This is a genomic window from Streptomyces sp. NPDC019443 (genome assembly GCF_044389785.1).
Lineage (GTDB): Bacteria > Actinomycetota > Actinomycetes > Streptomycetales > Streptomycetaceae > Streptomyces.
The window spans coordinates 755,555-773,448 of sequence record NZ_JBIRYJ010000001.1 but is presented as its reverse complement, the minus strand read 5'-3'; the positions used below and the strand labels follow the sequence as shown (position 1 = coordinate 773,448).

The following is a 17,894-nucleotide window of genomic DNA, read 5'->3' as shown; positions in this document are numbered from 1 at the left end:
CTGTCTCAGGCTTCCAGACGGTCCCCGGCAGCCGCTGTTGACCACATGGTGCCGAGCGACTCTTCGAGTCCGATGCGGGGCTGCCAGTCGAGCAGTTGCCCGGCGAGCCGGATGTCGGCCCGGGTCCAGGTGCCCCCGAGGCTCGGGACGTGCCGGATCTCTTCGTCGATCATGTCGGCGGTATGTCCGGCGGCGGTGACGAACAGCCGCACCAGCGTGCGCATGTCCACGGCCACGCCGCTGCCGATGTTGAGCACCCTGCCGCTCACCGACGTCTCGACGGCCTTGACGACCGCCTCCGCGACATCGCGGACGTCCACGAAGTCCCGCCTGGCTTGGGTGATGACCACCGGCATGCGCTGCCCGGAGGCGACAGCCTGACGCAGCATTCCGACGAGCTTTCCGGGGAAGCTTGCCGGCGAAGGATGCGGTCCGCTGACGTTCGCCGCCCGCAGGACCAAGCCGTCGACCAGGCCGGTCCGGACGGCGTCCAGCACGGCCTGCGATCCGGCCAGCTTGGTCTTGGTGTACGGAGTGCCAGGGCGCGGGGTGATGGTCTCGTCCATGGTGGTGCCCTCGGCCACCTCCCCGTACTCATGCATCGTTCCGATGTGCACGATGCGGGAGCGCCAGGGCAGCGCGGACATGCCCGCGAGCAGTCGGCGCACCAGGCCGACATTGACGGTGGCCATGTCCTGTTCCGACTTGGCCCAGCCGTCCGTCGCGTTCGCCGCGTCGGTCGAGTTGACCACCACACCGATCCGCTCGGCCCGCAGCAGGGCCGTGATCTCCTCCGTGGTGGCGTGCGCAAGGTCGAGAGGAACGAAGGTATGGGCCGAGACGTGCGGAGCGGGGTGGCGGGCCACTACGACGATGTCATGGCCCCGGGCGGAGGCGGCGGCACAGATGTGCCGCCCGACCCACCCGGTGCCGCCGAGAACCGCCACCCGCTGCCGACCGCTCGGCCCGTCCTGTGTGCTCATCCTGCCTCTCCACGTCGTCGGGGCCAGGGGCCCGGTGCCTGCCCGGCCGTCGGTTCTCCGGCTACGCGGCCGACTGGCGCTTCGTCACCAGGTCCACGAGCACCGACACCGTCTCACCGGGCGACGGCTGTCGCGCGATGTGGTCAGCAACGCCCTGTGCCTGCTTGCGGTAGCCGGGTTCGTCCAGCAGAGCGCCGACGGCTTCCAGCATCGACTCGGGGCTCAGCTCCGCGGGCGGAAGATGGCGCACCGCACCCAGATCGGCGAGGCGCCGGATCGCGTCGAGCGGCTTGCCGCGTCCCGGGACCACCACCTGGGGCAGCCCCTGGGAGAGGCAGGCCATCATGGTCCCCGGCCCGCCGTGGTGGACGGCCGCGTCGCAGCCCGGAAGCACGGAGGTCAGCGACAGCCAGCCGGTGGCGACGACCGAATCCGGCAGGGTCCCGAGCTGTTCGACGAGGTGGTCCGCCACCGCGACGACCAGTTCCGCGTTCAGCGACCCCAGCGAGCGCACGATCTGCCCGAGCATCGGGGCGCCGCCGATCTGCGGCTGGACGGAGCCCAGCGTGATCAGCAGCCTGGGCCGGGTGCGGGGCCGCAGGGCCCACTCGGGTACGGTGCCCGGCTCGCCGTACGACACGTACCTGATCGGCTGGGCGCCGGGTGTGGGATCACCCAGCATGGGCGGACAGTTGTCGAGGATCAGGTCCGGTGCCGGCAGCTCGGCGAGCCCCAGCTCCTTCAGCTCCGGCTCCAGCTCGGCGGCGACCCAGGGCACGACCGGCAGATCGCCGGGGCCCACAACGTGCTTCACCCAGGGGATGTCGTGGAGCGCCGCTGCCGCCGCGGCGGCAGCGTACGAATAGGCCTCGGCGACGATCAGGTCGGGGCGCCACCCCGCCACGAGGTCGCTCATACCCTGGAGGGTGCGCGCGGCCAGCCGGCCGAAGCCGCGGCCGATGCCCTCGGCCATCTCCTCGTCGGTGTCGGGCACCTGGACCCGTCCGCCCGTCCGGTCCTTCGACATCACCTCGCCCATGTCGAGGGGCCCGCAGATGGGCGCCATGGGCAGGCCGGAACCGCGGACGGGCCCCTCGAAGCTCTCGGGAGCCGCAACGAGCACCTCGTGGCCGGCCGCGCGCAGCGCCCAGGCGAGGGGGACGATCGGGTAGTACAGCGGGTGGGCAGGACCCGTGGCCACCAGTATCTTCATGCCGAGAAGCTATGAAGACGGGCCGGAATATCGCTCGAATCCGGCTGGGTCTGACGCCTGTTGCGGCCTGGCGGTCAGGGAGTGGTGGTCAGGGAGTGGTGCGGTGCGGCGCGAGTGCCCGCTCGATCTCCATGCACTGGGCATGGTCCGGCAGCAGTCCGCTTGCCCGGGCCTGCGCGAGCGAGGGGGCCACTCGGTCGCGATCGGAAACGAGGGGGCGGATGCCGTCGGGCAGTGGCAGATTGAGCTCGGGGTCGAAAACGGACAACGCCAGCTCGTTCTCCGCAACGTAGCTTCGGGAGAGCGTGTAGGACATGACCGTGTCGTCCGTCAGAGCAACGAAGGCGTGCCCCACTCCGACCGGGAAGTACAGTGCGCGGAAATCCACCGGATCGAGAATGACGGCATCCCACTGCCCGAAGGTGGGTGAGCCCACCCTGATGTCCACCACGATGTCGAGGGCCTGCCCCTGTGCGCAGTACACATATTTCGCCATGCCGGGCGGGGTACGCGTGAAATGCACACCGCGCACGACGCCGCGCCTCGATCTGCTGTAGCTGGTCTGGGACACTGCGAAGAGCGGCCGCCCCGTCGCTTCGACGAACGCCTCCTCCTGGAACGGCGACACGAACAGGCCACGGGAGTCCTGGAACACCTGCGGGGTGAAGGCCAGGGCACCGGCGACCTTGAGTTCTCGCGACTCCAACTCTCTTCCCTCCTGTGCCGAGCATCGACGATCGTGCGCCGATCGTCGTGCTTCCGGCCCGGCGGCGGGCCGGCGGCCGGGTCGTCCGACTGGACTTTGCGGCGGGTACCTCGAACCTGGCTACAGGTCCGCTGCAAGCCGTCGGCGGTGTGCGGAGGCCTCGGCACTGCGCCGGCGATCGCGGTCAGCATCTGACCGCGGTGAGGGCTACCTTGGGCCACTTGCGGGGCGTTGTTCACCCCCGTCGATGTCATGCCCAGGAAGTCCAGGTGAAGGGACACCATGGCAGAAGTACTCACCCGCCGGAGCCTCAACCGGGCGACGCTGGAACGTCAACTGCTGTTGCGGCGTACGGACTTGTCAGCTCCGGCCGTGATCGAGCGCTTGGCCGGACTGCAGGCACAAGACCCAGACCCGCCATACATCGGGCTGTGGAGCAGGATCACGGACTTCCGCATCGACGATCTGACGAAGCTGCTGCACGAGCGGATGGTGGTACGGGCGACACTGTTCCGCGGCACCCAGCACCTGGTCACGGCGGAGGACTATCTGTGGCTGCGGCCTCTGCTGCAGCCGATGCTGGACCGCTGGCAGAAGGGCGGCTTCGGCAGCTTCACCACCGGGCTGGACCTCACCGAACTCGCCGACGCCGCACGGACGGTGCTCGGCGACTCCACACTCACCAGGCCCGAGCTGGGCCGGGCCCTGGTGGAGCGGTGGCCAGGACGAGACCCGGTCGCGCTGGCCAGGTCGGTGCAGGGACTGCTGCCGGTGGTGCATCCGCCGCCGGACGGTACGTGGGGGCGACGCGGTACGACGCCGTTCCTGCTTGCCGACCAGTGGCTCGGCCGCCCGCTGGCCGCCGAGCCCTCGCCCCGCGAGCTGGTCCTGCGCTACCTCGCGGGGTTCGGTCCTGCCACGGTGAAGGACGTCCAGGCGTGGAGCGGCATGACCCGGCTGCGCGAAGTGGTCGAGGCGCTGCGGCCGGAGTTGCGCGTGTTCCAGGGAGAGGCGGGCGAGGAGCTGTTCGACCTCCCGGAGGCTCCGCGCCCCGACCCGGACACGACCGCGCCCGTCCGTTTCCTCGCCGCGCTGGACAATGTGGTGCTCGGCCATGCCGACCGGACGCGGATGATGACCGACTCCCAGCGCAGGCACATCATCGTCGAGGCAGCGGTGATCGTGGACGGCTTCGTCCGCGCTCTGTGGGGAATCAAGCGGGACAAGGGCACGGCGGTCCTGACCGTGAAGCTCTTCTCGCCCCTGAGCGCGAACGAGGAGGAGGCGGTGACCGATGAGGGCGCCCGCCTGCTGCGGTTCGCCGCCGAGGACGCCGACCACTACGACATCCGGTACCGCCCGGTCAACGACACGCCCTGACCGGGCTGCGGGGACAGCGACAGTTGCGTAGCCCCCTGCAGCCGGTGGTCGTACGGCCGCCACGTCACGCTCAGGATCCGCCCGGTGGGCGACCGGGGGCGTGGCGGCCCGCGCCTCAGACCGCGGCGAGTTCCTGTGCGATGGCCATGACGTACTCGCCGTAGCCCGACTTGCCGAGCTGGGCTCCGAGCCGGTAGCAGTCCTCGGTGTCGATGTAGCCCATGCGCAGGGCGACCTCTTCCACGCAGGCGATGCGTACGCCCTGCCGCTCCTCCAGCGTGCCGACGTACTGTCCGGCCTGCAGCAGGGAAGCGGGGGTGCCGGTGTCCAGCCATGCGAAGCCCCGGCCGAGGTTCACGAGCCGGGCCGTGCCCCGCTCCACATACCAGCGGTTCACATCGGTGATCTCGAGCTCACCGCGGGCGGAGGGCTTCAGGTTCTTGGCCACGTCCACCACGGCGTTGTCGTAGAAGTAGAGCCCGGTGATCGCGGTGTTGGAACGCGGCTTCGCCGGCTTCTCCTCGATGGACACCAGCTTCCCGTCGGGTCCGACCTCTCCCACGCCGTATCGTTCCGGATCCTGCACCGGATAGCCGAAGAGGACACATCCGTTCACGTCCCGGCTGTACTCCGAGAGGACGGAATAGAAGTGATGGCCGTGAAAGATGTTGTCGCCAAGGATAAGGGCGACCGAGTCGTCACCGATGTGATCGGCACCGATGATGAAGGCTTCCGGCAGCCCGTTGGGCTGGGCCTGCGCGCTGTACTCGATCCGCAGCCCCAACTGGGAACCGTCGCCCAGCAGTCGCTCGAACTGCGGAAGGTCGACCGGCGTGGAAATGATCAATATGTCTCTGATGCCGGTGAGCATGAGCACACTGAGCGGATAGTAGATCATGGGCTTGTCGCCGACGGGCAGCAACTGTTTGGAGACTGCAAGTGTCAGCGGCCGGAGCCGAGTTCCGGATCCACCCGCCAGTATGATCCCCTTCACCGGGTCACTCCCACTCTCCGAATCCAATGGGCCTGCGCGTTGGCAACTAAGCCAGGCCGTATTCGAGCCTGTCTCAACACCGGCTCGAATACGCGGAGGTGCCGCCCGCCGCTATCTCAAGTGCCCGTCTAGCTCCGTTCGAGGAGACGTCCATAGCGTGCGAACATGACGACTTGCCGTGCCTGCCGAGGCCCAGTGACAGAGTTCTTCGACTTCGGCCGCCAACCGCTGTCCGACGCATTCCGCTGGCCTCAGGACGATTCTGAGGAATTCTTCTACCGCCTCGCGGTCGGCGTCTGCAACGAATGCACCATGGTGCAGCTCATGGAGGAGGTACCGCGGGAGCGCATGTTCCGCGAGGACTATCCGTACCACTCGTCGATGTCCTCGGTGATGCGCGAGCATTTCACCACGACCGCCCGCCGGCTGATGGAGACGGAATGCCGCGGCAGCGATCCCTTCGTGGTCGAAATCGGTTGCAACGACGGCGTCATGCTCAAGACCATCGCCGACAGCGGCATCCGCCACCTGGGCGTCGACCCCTCTCGTGACGTCGTCGAACTGGCCGCCGCCAAGGGCATCCGCGTACGCTTCGACTTCTTCCAGGAGTCCACGGCCACCGAGATCAAGGCCGCAGAAGGGCCGGCCGACGTCATCTACGCGGCGAACACGATCTGCCACATTCCCTATGTGGACTCGGTGTTCCGCGGAATCGACGCGCTTCTCGCGCCCGACGGTGTTTTCGTGTTCGAGGACCCGTACCTCGGCGACATCGTGGAACGCGCCAGCTTCGACCAGATCTACGACGAGCATTTCTATCTGTTCTCCGCGTCGTCGGTACGGGCGACGGCCCGGCGGTTCGGATTCGATCTCGTCGATGTCGAGCGTCTCCCGGTCCACGGCGGTGAAGTGCGCTACACCATCGCCCGTCAGGGACGCCGCGAGCCGAGCGCCGCCGTCGCGGAACTGATCGCCGATGAGCAAAAGCGCCAGCTCACCGACACCACAATCCTCGAACGGTTCGGCATGCAGGTGAAGCGGAACTGCGAGGACCTGACGACGCTTCTGCACCAGCTGCGCGAGGCGGGGCACACCGTCGCTGCCTACGGGGCGACGGCGAAGAGCGCGACCGTCACGAACTACTGCGGTATCGGCCCCGATCTCGTACCTGCGATCTTCGACTCGACCGCCGCGAAGCAGGGACGGCTCTCACCGGGTACGCACATTCCCATCAGGCCGCTCGAGGAGTTCTCCGCCCCGTATCCCGAATACGTCCTCCTCTTCGCGTGGAACCACGCGGAGGAGATCATCGCGCGGGAGAAGGCTTTCCGTGAGCAAGGCGGCAAGTGGATTCTCTACGTCCCGGACGTACGTGCCATCTGATCAGCAGCCCGGTGTTCAGTCGCGGCCGTCGGCCGCGGCGGAACACGATCCGGCACAGCCCGCCCATCGCGGAACACCTCACGAAAGCGTGATGCTGCCATGACCAGAGTGCTCGTCACGGGCGGAGCGGGCTTCATCGGCTCCCATTACGTGCGCACCCTGCTGGGCCCCGGCGGACCGGGGGATGTGACCGTCACCGTCCTGGACGCCCTGACGTACGCGGGCAACCGGGCCAATCTCGCCCCGGTCGCGGGCCATCCCGGCCTCACGTTCGTACAGGGAGACATCTGTGATGTGAAGCTGGTCGACGGGCTGATGGCCGATCACGACCAGGTGGTGCACTTCGCGGCCGAGTCCCACGTCGACCGGTCCATACGTGACGCGGCCGGCTTCGTACGGACCAACGTGGCGGGGACGCAGAATCTGCTCGACGCCGCCCTGCGCCATGAAGTCGGTCCTTTCCTGTACATCTCCACCGACGAGGTCTACGGCTCCATCGAGAGCGGATCCTGGACCGAGAGCTCCCCACTTCAGCCGAACACCCCCTACGCGGCCTCCAAGGCGGCCGGGGACATGCTCGCCCTGTCCCAGCACCGGACCCATGGCCTGGATGTCCGTGTCACCCGGTGCTCCAACAACTACGGCCCGTACCAGTTCCCGGAGAAACTGATCCCGCTGTTCGTCACCCGGCTGCTGGACGGCCGGGAGGCCCCGCTGTACGGCGACGGCGGCAACATCAGGGACTGGCTGCATGTGGAGGACCACGTCCGCGCCGTCGAGCTGGTCAGAACCCGGGGCCGCGCCGGCGAGGCCTACAACATCGGCGGCGGCACCCTGATGTCCAACCGGGACCTGGTCGACCTGATCGTGCGCGCCTGCGACGCGGACTGGGACCAGATCCGGTACGTCGAGGACCGCAAAGGCCACGACCGCCGCTACTGCGTGGACCACACCCGGATCACCGAGGAACTCGGCTACCACCCCACGGTCGACCTCACGACCGGCCTGGCCGAGACGGTTACCTGGTACAGGACCAACCGGTTCTGGTGGGAACCGCTCCTCGCCGACGCGGTACTGACCTGACCCGGAGCGCCGGGGCACAGGTTTCAGCCACCCGCACCTCAGGCGCCCGCGAGCTTTTCTCGAGCGGGCCGCTCCATTTTCGCGATATGCCGGGTCCTGCCCGGTGCATGGTCATTCTCTCGACGCAAAACCCATGGAGGCGCCATGTCGGCACCGTCCGTCCCCGTAGTGCCCGACACATCGTCATCCAGGCTGCGCTCGCTCACCGGGATGCGATTCATAGCCGCCTTCATGGTGCTGATCTGCCATATAGGGATCGTCCTGGTACCTCGCGTGCAGAAGCCCTGGCTCAGCTGGACCGAGCCCTACTTCTACGCGATGGGGCCCACCGGAGTGGTCTTCTTCTTCGTCCTCAGCGGATTTGTGCTGACCTGGGCGGCGCGGCCCGGTGACACCGGCAGGCTCTTCTGGCGCCGCCGCCTGGTGAAGATATATCCGAACCACCTGGTCACCCTGGGCGCTGCCCTGGCTTTGATGCTCATCACCGGCCACGCGGTGACGACGGCCAACACCGTCCCCACCCTGTTCCTCGTGCAGAGCTGGATTCCCGATCAGGAGGTCGTGCTCAACTACGCCTCCAACGCCCCCACCTGGTCGCTCGCTTGCGAGTTGTTGTTCTACCTGGCTTTCCCCGCGCTGCTCCCGCTGCTGAACAAGATCCGTGCCGGGCGGCTGTGGCTGTGGATGGGCGGTGTCGCACTACTGATCTGCGCGTTGCCGTTCGCCGCGCTGTTGCTGCCTGAAGCACCGATGATGACGAACACCGACGTGCCATGGTGGCCATTGTGGTTCACCTACTATTTCCCCATCAGCAGGATGCTGGAATTCATGCTGGGGATGCTGACGGCGCGGATCGTGCTCAGTGGGCGCTGGATCGGACTACCGCTCGTCCCGGCCATACTGCTGGCAGGGGCGAGCTTCGTCGTCACCGCCGGGCTGCTGCCGGAGATGTACAGCCAGACGTCCGCGATTGCGTTCTTCATCGCCCTGCTCATCGCCGCCGGCGCCACCGCCGATGTGCGAGGCCACCGTACGCTCTTCCGCAACCGGACCATGATTTTCCTCGGCGAGATCTCCTTCGCCCTGTACATGGTGCACTGGCTGGTCATTCTGTACGGCCCGATGGACATGGCCGGGGCAGACGGCTGGACGGCCCAGTCGACGGTCTCCCGGGCCTTGGTCGACGCGGGCCTGACCGTGGTGATCACCTTGCTCCTGGCGTGGTTGCTCTATCGGCTCGTCGAGCGCCCCGCGGTGCGCCGCTGGAGCCGACCCGCCGCGTCTGGAAGGTCCTCGCCGCGGGCGGACGTGGGGGTCGGCCGGTGACCGGAGCTGCGCGGCGGCCGATCCGGATGAGCCGAGAGCAGGCAAACGATTTCCGGCTGGAGTACTACTGGAGAACTAGTGGTCGTGGGCGGCCGCCGCGCGATCCGGATGATGCGGCTCGTACCCCGGAATCGTCCCGTCCGGCTTCGCCACGAGAAACAGCCCCGCCATCCCCATGTCCGAGTGACTCTGGACGTGGCAGTGATACATCCACGCCCCCGCACCCACGTGCTCGCCCGCGATGATCTGGAAGCCGAACGAGTCCGCCGGGCCCGTGATCTTGTTGTCGATCACGCGGCTGACGTCGGCCGGTCCGTCCAGCAGGCCCGTTCTGTTGTCCGCCCAGCGGTGACCGTGCATATGGAACGTGTGGTAGTACTCGCCGTGCGTGATCATGATGATCTCGACTCGATCCCCCACCGTGGCCCGGAAGTTGGGGCTCGCGTTCGCCGGCTTGTTGTTGATCGTCATGTCGTTGAAGACGATGGTGAACTGCTTGTCCGGGAGGATGTCACCCTTCCTGCGGACCACCACCGGGCCATAGAGGCCCTTGCGGATGCCTCCCGTGCCGTGGTCCGTGCCCACCACGTGGTCGTGGTAGTGCCAGTAGCCCGCGCTGCCCGCGCGCCAGGTGCCGTCCGCGCGTTTGCCCGGAGTGTGGGTGCGCCAGGTGTACGTCCGGGTGGCGCCGGGTTCGACATGGCTCTTGCTCAGCTTGGTGCCGTCGTTGGCGATGTCGTAGTCCACGCCGTGGGCGTGCAGGCTCACCGGCACATCCATCGCGTTCTCGAACTCGATGTGCAGGGTGTCGCCTTCGACCAGTTCGATCGGCGGGCCGGGGATCGACGCCTTGCCCTTCTCCAGGCCGTAACCCATCTGACCGTCCGGCAACTTCTCCGCGTACAGCTTGAGATGGCGTATCTGACCGCCGGCCTGGGCAGTCTTCGGTGCGCCCGCCGCCGACACGGCGCCGGTCGCGCTCGGGGCCGATGCCAGCGACAACGATGTCACACCCGTCGCCGCGACCGCGCTCCCCGCGAGCAGTCGCCGGTTGAAGCTCCGTCTGTCCATGCCGAACTCCCCAGTTCTGTACGGAGATTGACGGGGCGCAAGTGACCCCGGAGACGAGCACACGGTAGCCGGGGGATCTTCGTTTATCCACACCCAGGACAAAGTTCGTGCCATTGCGGTCTTACCTATTGGCGAACCGCGAAAAGGGGTCTAGTTTCCAAGGCTGTTGTTGTGACCAAAGAGGGGTACGTGACCACATGCAGCGCGCACCACATCACAGGTCGAGATCCCGAAGAAGCGGACTGGCGGCGGCCCTTGGGGTCGGCGCACTGACCGTGTCCCTGCTCGGCGGCGGCGATGTCGCCGCGGCCAGGCCCTATCCGGAACCGCCTTCGACAACGTTGTCCCTGCCGTCGCCTCCTGGCGGCCAGAATGTACGGGTCCTCGTCTTCCACGCCTCCGCCACCGAGGAGCCGCCGACCGTCAACGCGGGCATCGCGGCGATCGAGACCATCGGGCAGACCGGTCCGGCAGCAGGCCGGTTCAAGACCGAAGCCACCGACGACGCCTCCGTGTTCACCAATGCCACCAAGCTCGGCAGGTACAACGCGATCGTCTTCCTGACGGGCGGCGGCGATGTGCTCGACCCGGAGCAGGAGGCCGGGCTCGAGACGTATCTGGAGGCCGGCGGAGGTTTCCTGGGCATCCATGACGCGGCGCGCACCGAGCCGTACTCCGACTGGTTCACCGGGCTGATCGGCGCCCGGCCGACCGGCGCCCCGAGCGCGGTCCAGCGCGCGACGGTCGAGGTCGGCGACCGTCAGCATCCGGCCACCAAGTCGCTTCCGCTCCAGTGGAAGCGGCCCGACAAGTGGTTCAACTGGGCGGCCAGCCCGTCCGGCAGCGTGCACACCGTGGCCCGCGTCAAGGAGAACTCGTACAAGCCCGGCGCCGGCGCCAACGGCTGGGATCATCCCGTCTCCTGGTGCCGTGACTACGACGGCGGCCGCTCCTTCTACACCGGCATGGGCGGTACGGTCGACAGCTTCGCCGAGACCGACTTCCGCGACCATCTGCGCGGCGCGCTCACCTGGACCACCCGTCTCTCGCGCGCCGACTGCAAGGCCACCATCAACGCCAACTACACCGCCGAGCGCGTCACCCAGCCCAACCAGCCGGGGCAGAACGACCAGATCGGCGAGCCGCACGGCCTGGTCACCGCCCCCGACGGCCGGGTGCTCTACATCGGGCGCGGCGGCGCCGACTCCAGCAAGCCCGTCGTGACCGACTGGAACAACCCCGACATGGGCAAGGGCCAGGGCAAGATCCACGTCTACGACCCGAAGACCAAGAAGGTCACCCTCGCCGGAGCCCTCACGATCTTCGGCAACAAGGGCGGCGGCGATGAGCTGATCAAGGTCGAGGAGGGCCTGCTCGGCATCGAGCTGGATCCCGGCTTCATGACCAACGGCTGGGTGTATCTGCACTACACACCGCACTCCAGGATCAACCGTGACACGCATATGGCCGAGCGTCGTGTCTCCCGCTTCACGCTCGACCTGGCCACCGACAAGCTGGACCTGGCGAGCGAGAAGGTACTGCTCAAGTGGCCGGTGCAGATCCACAGTTGCTGCCACGCGGGCGGCGGTATGGCCTGGGACTCGCAGCAGAATCTCTACATCGCCACCGGTGACAACAACTCCTCCGGTTTCAGCGGCGGTTACTCCGGCAACAACCCGGAGCCGAACTTCAAGGGCGTGTCCTTCGCGGACGCCCGCCGCACCGCGGGCAACACCAACAACCTCAACGGCAAGATCCTGCGGATCCACCCCGAGGACGACGGAACGTACACGCTCCCGGCAGGCAACCTCTTCACGGGTCAGGAACCGGGCGAGGGCGGCGGCAAGACTCGCGGCGAGATCTATGTGATGGGCGTGCGCAACCCGGCGCGTATCTTCATCGACAAGTCGACGGACATCCTCTACGCGGGCTGGGTCGGCCCGGACGCCGGCGCGCCGTCGACGACCTGGGGTCCGGCGAAGTACGACACCTTCGCCGCCATCACCAGGCCGGGCAACCACGGCTGGCCGTACTGCATGGGCAACAAGCAGCCCTACCGCGACCGCAATCTGCCCGATCCGAGCAAGCCGCTCGGCTGGTACAACTGCGACGCCCCGAAGAACGAGTCGCCCAACAACGACGGCCTTGTGAATCTCCCGCCGATCACCTCCAACACCATCTGGTACTCGCCGCAGGGCGGCGGAGTGGACTATCCGCGCGACGCCAACGGCATCCCGAGCTACAAAGTGGAGGAGCAGAAGATCCTGATGCCGTGGCTCAAGGGCGGCGGCCAGGCGACCATGAACGGTCCGGTCTACCGCTACGACGCAGCCGGCACCAGCAAGGACAAGTGGCCTTCGTACTGGGACGGCAAGTGGTTCGTCGGTGACTTCTACGACGGCGACCAGCCGCGGCACGCGGTGCTGACCGACCCGAAGACCGTGGGCAAGGGCGGCATCCCGGTGCACGCCGAATCCCTGAAGAAGATCATCCCGGTGGGGGCAAGCGGCATTCGCAACCTCATGGACTGGAAGTTCGCGCCGGACGGCTCGCTCTACGTCCTGGACTACGGGCGCGGATTCTTCACCTCCGACTCCAGGTCGGCGCTGTGGCACGTGACGTACAAGGGCGGCGAGCCCACGCCGTCCGCCGACAAGCTGGCACGGAAGGCAGCACAGTGAGACACCTGAGACACAGAACGGCGAGCTTCTGGACGGCCCTGCTGGCCGCCGTGACGATGGTCCTGGGGCTGACGTCCGCGGTCGCGTACGGCCAGAGCGACGACCGGGTCGCCGACCAGGTCCTCACCTGGACGGCCGGCGATCCGACCGACCGCTATCTCTCCTTCCCCACCACCGCGGTGGCGGGCAGGACGACGATCGTGTTCGAGAACAGCAAGGCGACCGGTAACACCACCGGTATGCCGCACACGCTGACCTTCGACGTCTCAGATCCCGAGTACAACAACGACGTACCTCTGAACATCCTCGCCAATCCCGGTGACGACCAGGGCGGCAGGCACACCGCCGAGGTCACGCTGGCCCCCGGCCGGTACCGCTTCCACTGCACCATCCCCGGCCACGGCTCCATGCAGGGGATCCTGAACGTCACCGAAGGCGGCGGCGAGGACACCACCGCGCCCGACACGGCCGCGAAGGTCGACGGCGACAAGAACGCCGAGGGCGCATACGTCGGCCAGGCCACCGTGACCGTGTCGGCGACCGACGCGGGATCGGGCGTGGACAAGATCGAGTACGCGGTCGGGGCTGACGGCCCCTGGCACCCGTACACCGCGCCGGTCGTGGTCAACGAGGTCGGCACGCACAAGGTCCGCTACCGAGCCAGTGACAAGGCGGGGAACGTCGCCGCGGAGAAGGCGGTCGACTTCGCGGTCGTCGCCCCGCCGACCGACGACAAGACGCCGCCGGAGACCTCGGCGACGGTCAGCGGCGAGAAGAATGAGCAGGGTCAGTATCTGGGGATGGCCACCGTCACCGTGACCGCGTCCGACACCGGCTCGGGTGTCAACAGCATTGAGTACGCGATCGGTGCGGCCGGCGCCTGGCAGCCGTACACCGCCCCGGTGATGGTGCACGAGGCGGGCACGCACAAGGTCCGCTACAAGGCGGCCGACAAGGCCGGGAACGCGGCCGCGGAGAAGGCCGTGGACTTCACGGTCGTCACGCCGCCCGCCGAGGACAAGACCCCGCCGGTGACCTCGGCCGCGGTGAGCGGTGAGAAGAACTCCGACGGCGCGTACATCACCAGCGCCAAGGTGACGCTCACCGCGACCGACGCGGCCTCGGGGGTCGACAAGGTCGAGTACTCCCTCGACGGCGGCCCGTACCTCACGTACACCTCTCCCGTCATCGTCGACCGGGTGGGCTTCCACACCGTGCTGCACCGGGCGACCGACAAGGCGGGCAACACATCCGAGGCTCAGAAGGTGTCGTTCACGATCGCGGAGGGCGGCGGGGTTCCGGCGCCCAACTGCCCGGAGTTCGACGAACGGTTGACGGTGATCGTCGGCACGGTCGACACGGGTGTGCCCAACCGCATCACGCGCAGCCGCTGCACCATCAACGAGCTGATCGAGGACGAGAAGGACTGGTCCTCGCACGCGCTGTTCCTCAAGCACGTGGACAAGGTGCTCGACAAACTCCTCGCGGACGGCGTCATCGACCAGCGGGAGCACAGGACGATCTACCGGGCGGCCAAGCAGTCGGGCATCGGCAAGCCGGGCCAGAACACCGGCTACCGCCATCTGTTCGACGGTACGCAGGCGTCCTTCGGCAAGTGGCAGCATGTGGGCGGCGGTTCGTTCGGTCTGGGCGCCGACGGTTCGATGACCAGCGGCACCACCAAGGGTGGCCTGGGCATGCTGTGGTTCCCGCAGCGGCAGTACGGGGACTTCTCGCTGAAGCTCCAGTGGCGGGACGACGCGCCGGGCTCCGGCAACGCCAACAGCGGTGTCTTTGTGCGCTTCCCGTACGTCCACAACAACCCGGAGGAGCCGCGTCCGGAGTGGGTCGCCATCAAGTACGGCCACGAGGTGCAGGTTCTGGACCGGCCGGACGGCGACATGTACAAGACCGGCTCGATCTACGGTTTCGACCGGGTGGGACTGGGCGGTGCGGGTGTGACGCCCAAGGGCACCTGGAACGACTACGAGATCCGGGTGGTCGACCAGCACTACTCGGTCTACCGCAACGGCGTCCTGATCAATGAGTTCGACAACACCGGCGGCCAGGAGTTCGTCCCGCCGCGCGGCGACGATCCAGGCACGGACGGCCGGCGGTACGCCTCCGGCTACATCGGACTCCAGGTCCACGGCACGACGGATGTGATCTCGTACCGCGACATCCGGGTCAAGGAGCTTTAGCACCGGACCTTGCCGGTCGTTGACGGACCTGCCGGACCTTGACCGGCGAAGGCCCCCTTCCCGCGCCTAGGAGGGGGGCTTCTTCGCGCGGCTCGGCTGCACCCGCGTCGGCTCGCCCGGCATCTTGGGATAGTCCGGCGGGTACGGCAGGTCGCCCAGACCGTGGTCGCGCTCGTCCTTCGTGGCCAGCTCCAGGAGGCTGTCCAGGGAGAAGGCGTGGTCGTCCATGTCCGCATGCACATCGCCCAGTTCGGCATAGCGCACGGGCATGGTGGCGATGTCGAAGTCGAGCGGCGAGACGTCGTCGATCTCGTCCCAGCGCAGTGGCGCCGAGACGGGCGCATGCGGGCGGGGGCGTACGGAGTAGGCGGAGGCGATGGTGCGGTCGCGGGCGGTCTGGTTGTAGTCGACGAAGATCCGCGCGCCGCGCTCCTCCTTCCACCAGGCGATGGTCACCCTGCCCTCCATGCGCCGTTCCAGTTCGCGGCCGACGGCGATGGCCGCGCGCCGTACCCGGGTGAAGTCCCAACGCGGTTCGATCGGCACGAACACATGGAGACCACGGCCGCCCGAGGTCTTGGGCCAGCCGCGCAGTCCATGCTCGTCGAGGATGACGCGCAGCTCGTGCGCGGCCCTGACCGCGTCGGCGAAGTCGGTGCCGGGCTGCGGGTCCAGGTCGATGCGCAGTTCGTCGGGGTGGTCGACGCCGCCCCTCCGTACCGGCCAGGGATGGAAGGTCAGACAGCCGAGGTTCGCCGCCCAGATCACGGCGGCGACCTCGGTGGGGCAGATCTCGTCGGCCGAGCGTCCGCTGGGGAAGGAGATATGGGCCGTGGGGATCCAGTCGGGGAGGTTTTTGGGGGCGCGCTTCTGGAAGAAGGACTCGCCGCCGACGCCGTCGGGGTAGCGCTCGAGGGTGGTGGGGCGGTTGCGCAGGGCGCGGGTGATCCCCTCCCCCACGACCAGGTAGTAGCGAGCCACGTCCAGCTTGGTGAAACCACGCTCGGGAAAGTAGACCTTCTCCGGACTGGACAGCCTTACGACACGTCCGCCGGCTTCCAGTTCCACCGCTGCACCCATGTGCGCCACGGTAGGCCGAGCGCGGATATGCCGCATATCGTGCAGAATCTGGAGCATGGATCTGCCCGTTATGCCACCCGTGAAGCCGATGCTGGCCAAGCCCGTGAAGAAGATCCCGCCGGGCATGCAGTACGAGGCCAAATGGGACGGCTTCCGGGCGATCGTCCACCGGGACGGCGACGAGGTGGTCATCGGCTCCAGGACCGGCAAACCGCTCACCCGCTACTTCCCCGAGCTGGCCGCCGATCTGCTGGCCAACCTTCCCGACCGCTGTGTCGTCGACGGCGAGATCGTCATCGCCCACGAGGGTCGCCTCGACTTCGACCGGCTCACCGAGCGCATCCACCCGGCCGAGTCCCGGGTGAAGCTGCTCGCCGAGCAGACCCCCGCCAGCTTCGTCGCCTTCGACCTGCTCGCCCTCGGTGACGAGTCCCTGCTCGACACCCCGCTCGCCGAGCGCCGTGCCCTGCTCGCCGACGCGGTCGCGGGCGCACGGGCGCCCGTGCATCTCGCGCCCGCCACCACCGACGCCGCGCTGGCGCAGGAGTGGTTCGAGCGGTACGAGGGCGCGGGACTCGACGGGATCATCGCCAAGCCACTGGACCTGCCGTACCGGCCCGATGCCCGCCTGATGTTCAAGATCAAACACGAACGCACGGCGGACGCCGTCGTCGCCGGCTACCGCTTCCACAAGAGCGGCCCCGTTGTCGGCTCGCTGCTCCTCGGCCTGTACGACGGCTCGGGCGCGCTCCAGCACGTCGGCGTCTGCGCCGCCTTCTCCATGAAGCGGCGCGAGGAGCTGATCGAGGAGCTGGAGCCGCTGCGGATGGATCCCCCCGCCGGCCATCCCTGGGCGGCCTGGACGGACGAGACCGCCCATGAGAGCGCCCGGCTGCCCGGCGCGCAGAGCCGGTGGACGGGCAAGAAGGACCTGTCGTGGGTGGCGCTGCGGCCCGAGCGGGTGGTCGAGGTGGCATACGACCACATGGAGGGCGACCGGTTCCGGCACACCGCCCAGTTCCGCCGCTGGCGTCCGGACCGCGAGCCCGCCGACTGCACCTATGCGCAGCTGGAGGAGCCGGTGCGGTACGACCTCTCAGAGGTGCTGGCTCCCTGAGGTGACCAGGGTCCGTCGGGGGCAACCCACCGCCCGGCGTGGGAAGTTCATCGACTTCAGGCACTTCGGCCGCGTTTGCGGCAGCAGTGACGGGCCGCCACCGTCCGTCACCGTCGTTGCGCCTCAGGACGTCCGATTCGGGGGCCTGGCCCGCGTTCGCGTAAGGTATGTCGGCGGTGCTGCCGGAGGCGGCCGGCGCCCGTTGTCCCTGACGATGTCGACCGGGACGCGGTCGGCGAGATCGCCGCGCTGTTTCGTCCTCTTCAATCCTTGCGTACCCGCATGGTCGGCTCCCGTTCGCGGCTCGCGGGCGGGGAGTTGACGGGACCTCAGCACTTACTCGACCTCGTCCGGTACGTATCGAGGGGTGGCCGCCGACCGCCGGCGCCCGACACAGAAGCAGAGAAGGAAACTACACGTGACCGCGTCGCCCCTGATCCCCGTACCGATCCCTGATCGCGTCGCCGCGCTGATCGGGTCCTGCATGCCGATCCACGTCCTGCAGGCGGAGATCGACGCCGAGTGCGCCGCACGTGAGGTGTACCAGTTCCGCGGCCCGCTGTGCGCCGAGGACCGGACGGACCGGGAGCACGCGCTGTCCGCGCTGGCCCTGGCCAACAAGGTGCTGGCCGCCTACAACCCGCTGCTGATCCTCAAGCCGGGGCGCGCCCACTGA

At 67.9% G+C, this 17,894-nt stretch carries 14 protein-coding genes; 8 read left to right on the top strand and 6 right to left on the bottom strand.

Annotation, left to right across the window (positions count from 1 at the left end):
- Positions 1–5: 5 nt before the first annotated feature.
- From ACH492_RS03520 to ACH492_RS03510, 3 genes are all read right to left on the bottom strand, one after another.
- Entirely contained in the window at positions 6–983 is a 978-nt protein-coding gene (locus ACH492_RS03520; RefSeq protein WP_398982286.1) for an NAD-dependent epimerase/dehydratase family protein, read from the bottom strand.
- 61 nt (positions 984–1,044) lie between these two features.
- The gene (locus tag ACH492_RS03515) at positions 1,045–2,196 is read right to left on the bottom strand and encodes a nucleotide disphospho-sugar-binding domain-containing protein (RefSeq protein WP_398982284.1); all 1,152 of its coding nucleotides are present in this window, start codon (positions 2,194–2,196) and stop codon (positions 1,045–1,047) included.
- 88 nt (positions 2,197–2,284) lie between these two features.
- Positions 2,285–2,902: a dTDP-4-dehydrorhamnose 3,5-epimerase family protein gene (locus ACH492_RS03510; protein ID WP_398982283.1), complete on the bottom strand. Its 618-nt coding sequence runs from the start codon at positions 2,900–2,902 to the stop codon at positions 2,285–2,287.
- Positions 2,903–3,184: 282 nt separating this feature from the next.
- Here ACH492_RS03510 and ACH492_RS03505 point away from each other — a divergent pair, with 282 nt between their 5' ends.
- Positions 3,185–4,282 (top strand): winged helix DNA-binding domain-containing protein, encoded by a 1,098-nt coding sequence (locus ACH492_RS03505; protein ID WP_398982281.1) that lies wholly within the window; start codon positions 3,185–3,187, stop codon positions 4,280–4,282.
- A gap of 115 nt (positions 4,283–4,397) precedes the next feature.
- On the opposite strand, the gene rfbA is transcribed toward ACH492_RS03505, so the two are convergent.
- On the bottom strand, positions 4,398–5,276 hold the full coding sequence (gene rfbA / locus ACH492_RS03500; protein WP_398982279.1) for a glucose-1-phosphate thymidylyltransferase RfbA: 879 nt from the start codon (positions 5,274–5,276) through the stop codon (positions 4,398–4,400).
- A gap of 165 nt (positions 5,277–5,441) precedes the next feature.
- On the opposite strand from rfbA, the gene ACH492_RS03495 reads away from it, so the two are divergent.
- The 3 genes from ACH492_RS03495 to ACH492_RS03485 all read left to right on the top strand — a co-directional run bounded on the left by ACH492_RS03495 (position 5,442) and on the right by ACH492_RS03485 (position 9,068).
- Positions 5,442–6,659, top strand: coding sequence for a methyltransferase domain-containing protein (locus ACH492_RS03495; protein WP_398982277.1), 1,218 nt, complete (start codon positions 5,442–5,444; stop codon positions 6,657–6,659).
- 99 nt (positions 6,660–6,758) lie between these two features.
- On the top strand, positions 6,759–7,742 hold the full coding sequence (gene rfbB, locus ACH492_RS03490) for a dTDP-glucose 4,6-dehydratase (RefSeq protein WP_398982275.1): 984 nt from the start codon (positions 6,759–6,761) through the stop codon (positions 7,740–7,742).
- A gap of 144 nt (positions 7,743–7,886) precedes the next feature.
- The gene (locus ACH492_RS03485) at positions 7,887–9,068 is read left to right on the top strand and encodes an acyltransferase family protein (RefSeq protein WP_398982273.1); all 1,182 of its coding nucleotides are present in this window, start codon (positions 7,887–7,889) and stop codon (positions 9,066–9,068) included.
- Positions 9,069–9,143: 75 nt separating this feature from the next.
- On the opposite strand, the gene ACH492_RS03480 is transcribed toward ACH492_RS03485, so the two are convergent.
- Positions 9,144–10,139: a multicopper oxidase domain-containing protein gene (locus ACH492_RS03480; protein ID WP_398982271.1), complete on the bottom strand. Its 996-nt coding sequence runs from the start codon at positions 10,137–10,139 to the stop codon at positions 9,144–9,146.
- Between the two features lie 197 nt (positions 10,140–10,336).
- On the opposite strand from ACH492_RS03480, the gene ACH492_RS03475 reads away from it, so the two are divergent.
- Positions 10,337–12,820, top strand: a complete 2,484-nt coding sequence (locus tag ACH492_RS03475) for a ThuA domain-containing protein (RefSeq protein WP_398982269.1) — start codon at positions 10,337–10,339, stop codon at positions 12,818–12,820.
- Between the two features lie 56 nt (positions 12,821–12,876).
- Complete coding sequence (locus ACH492_RS03470; protein ID WP_398983291.1) at positions 12,877–15,021, top strand: OmpL47-type beta-barrel domain-containing protein; 2,145 nt, start codon at positions 12,877–12,879, stop codon at positions 15,019–15,021.
- 66 nt (positions 15,022–15,087) lie between these two features.
- Here the strand turns inward: ACH492_RS03470 and ligD are convergent, their stop codons facing one another.
- A complete protein-coding gene (gene ligD, locus ACH492_RS03465) occupies positions 15,088–16,101 on the bottom strand; it encodes a non-homologous end-joining DNA ligase (RefSeq protein WP_398982267.1) in 1,014 nt (337 codons plus the stop codon).
- Positions 16,102–16,156: 55 nt separating this feature from the next.
- Between ligD and ACH492_RS03460 the strand changes: the two genes are divergently transcribed.
- Together ACH492_RS03460 and ACH492_RS03455 are read left to right on the top strand one after the other, a co-directional pair.
- Positions 16,157–17,218 (top strand): ATP-dependent DNA ligase, encoded by a 1,062-nt coding sequence (locus ACH492_RS03460; RefSeq protein ID WP_398982265.1) that lies wholly within the window; start codon positions 16,157–16,159, stop codon positions 17,216–17,218.
- 418 nt (positions 17,219–17,636) lie between these two features.
- A complete protein-coding gene (locus ACH492_RS03455; RefSeq protein ID WP_356220967.1) occupies positions 17,637–17,894 on the top strand; it encodes a hypothetical protein in 258 nt (85 codons plus the stop codon).

Coding starts and splice junctions, on each gene's coding strand:
- ACH492_RS03520 (WP_398982286.1), bottom strand. CDS start 983: ATGAGCACACAGGACGGGCCGAGCGGTCGGCAGCGGGTGGCGGTTCTC.
- ACH492_RS03515 (WP_398982284.1), bottom strand. CDS start 2,196: ATGAAGATACTGGTGGCCACGGGTCCTGCCCACCCGCTGTACTACCCG.
- ACH492_RS03505 (WP_398982281.1), top strand. CDS start 3,185: ATGGCAGAAGTACTCACCCGCCGGAGCCTCAACCGGGCGACGCTGGAA.
- ACH492_RS03495 (WP_398982277.1), top strand. CDS start 5,442: ATGACGACTTGCCGTGCCTGCCGAGGCCCAGTGACAGAGTTCTTCGAC.
- rfbB (WP_398982275.1), top strand. CDS start 6,759: ATGACCAGAGTGCTCGTCACGGGCGGAGCGGGCTTCATCGGCTCCCAT.
- ACH492_RS03485 (WP_398982273.1), top strand. CDS start 7,887: ATGTCGGCACCGTCCGTCCCCGTAGTGCCCGACACATCGTCATCCAGG.
- ACH492_RS03480 (WP_398982271.1), bottom strand. CDS start 10,139: ATGGACAGACGGAGCTTCAACCGGCGACTGCTCGCGGGGAGCGCGGTC.
- ACH492_RS03475 (WP_398982269.1), top strand. CDS start 10,337: ATGCAGCGCGCACCACATCACAGGTCGAGATCCCGAAGAAGCGGACTG.
- ACH492_RS03470 (WP_398983291.1), top strand. CDS start 12,877: ATGGTCCTGGGGCTGACGTCCGCGGTCGCGTACGGCCAGAGCGACGAC.
- ligD (WP_398982267.1), bottom strand. CDS start 16,101: ATGGGTGCAGCGGTGGAACTGGAAGCCGGCGGACGTGTCGTAAGGCTG.
- ACH492_RS03460 (WP_398982265.1), top strand. CDS start 16,157: ATGGATCTGCCCGTTATGCCACCCGTGAAGCCGATGCTGGCCAAGCCC.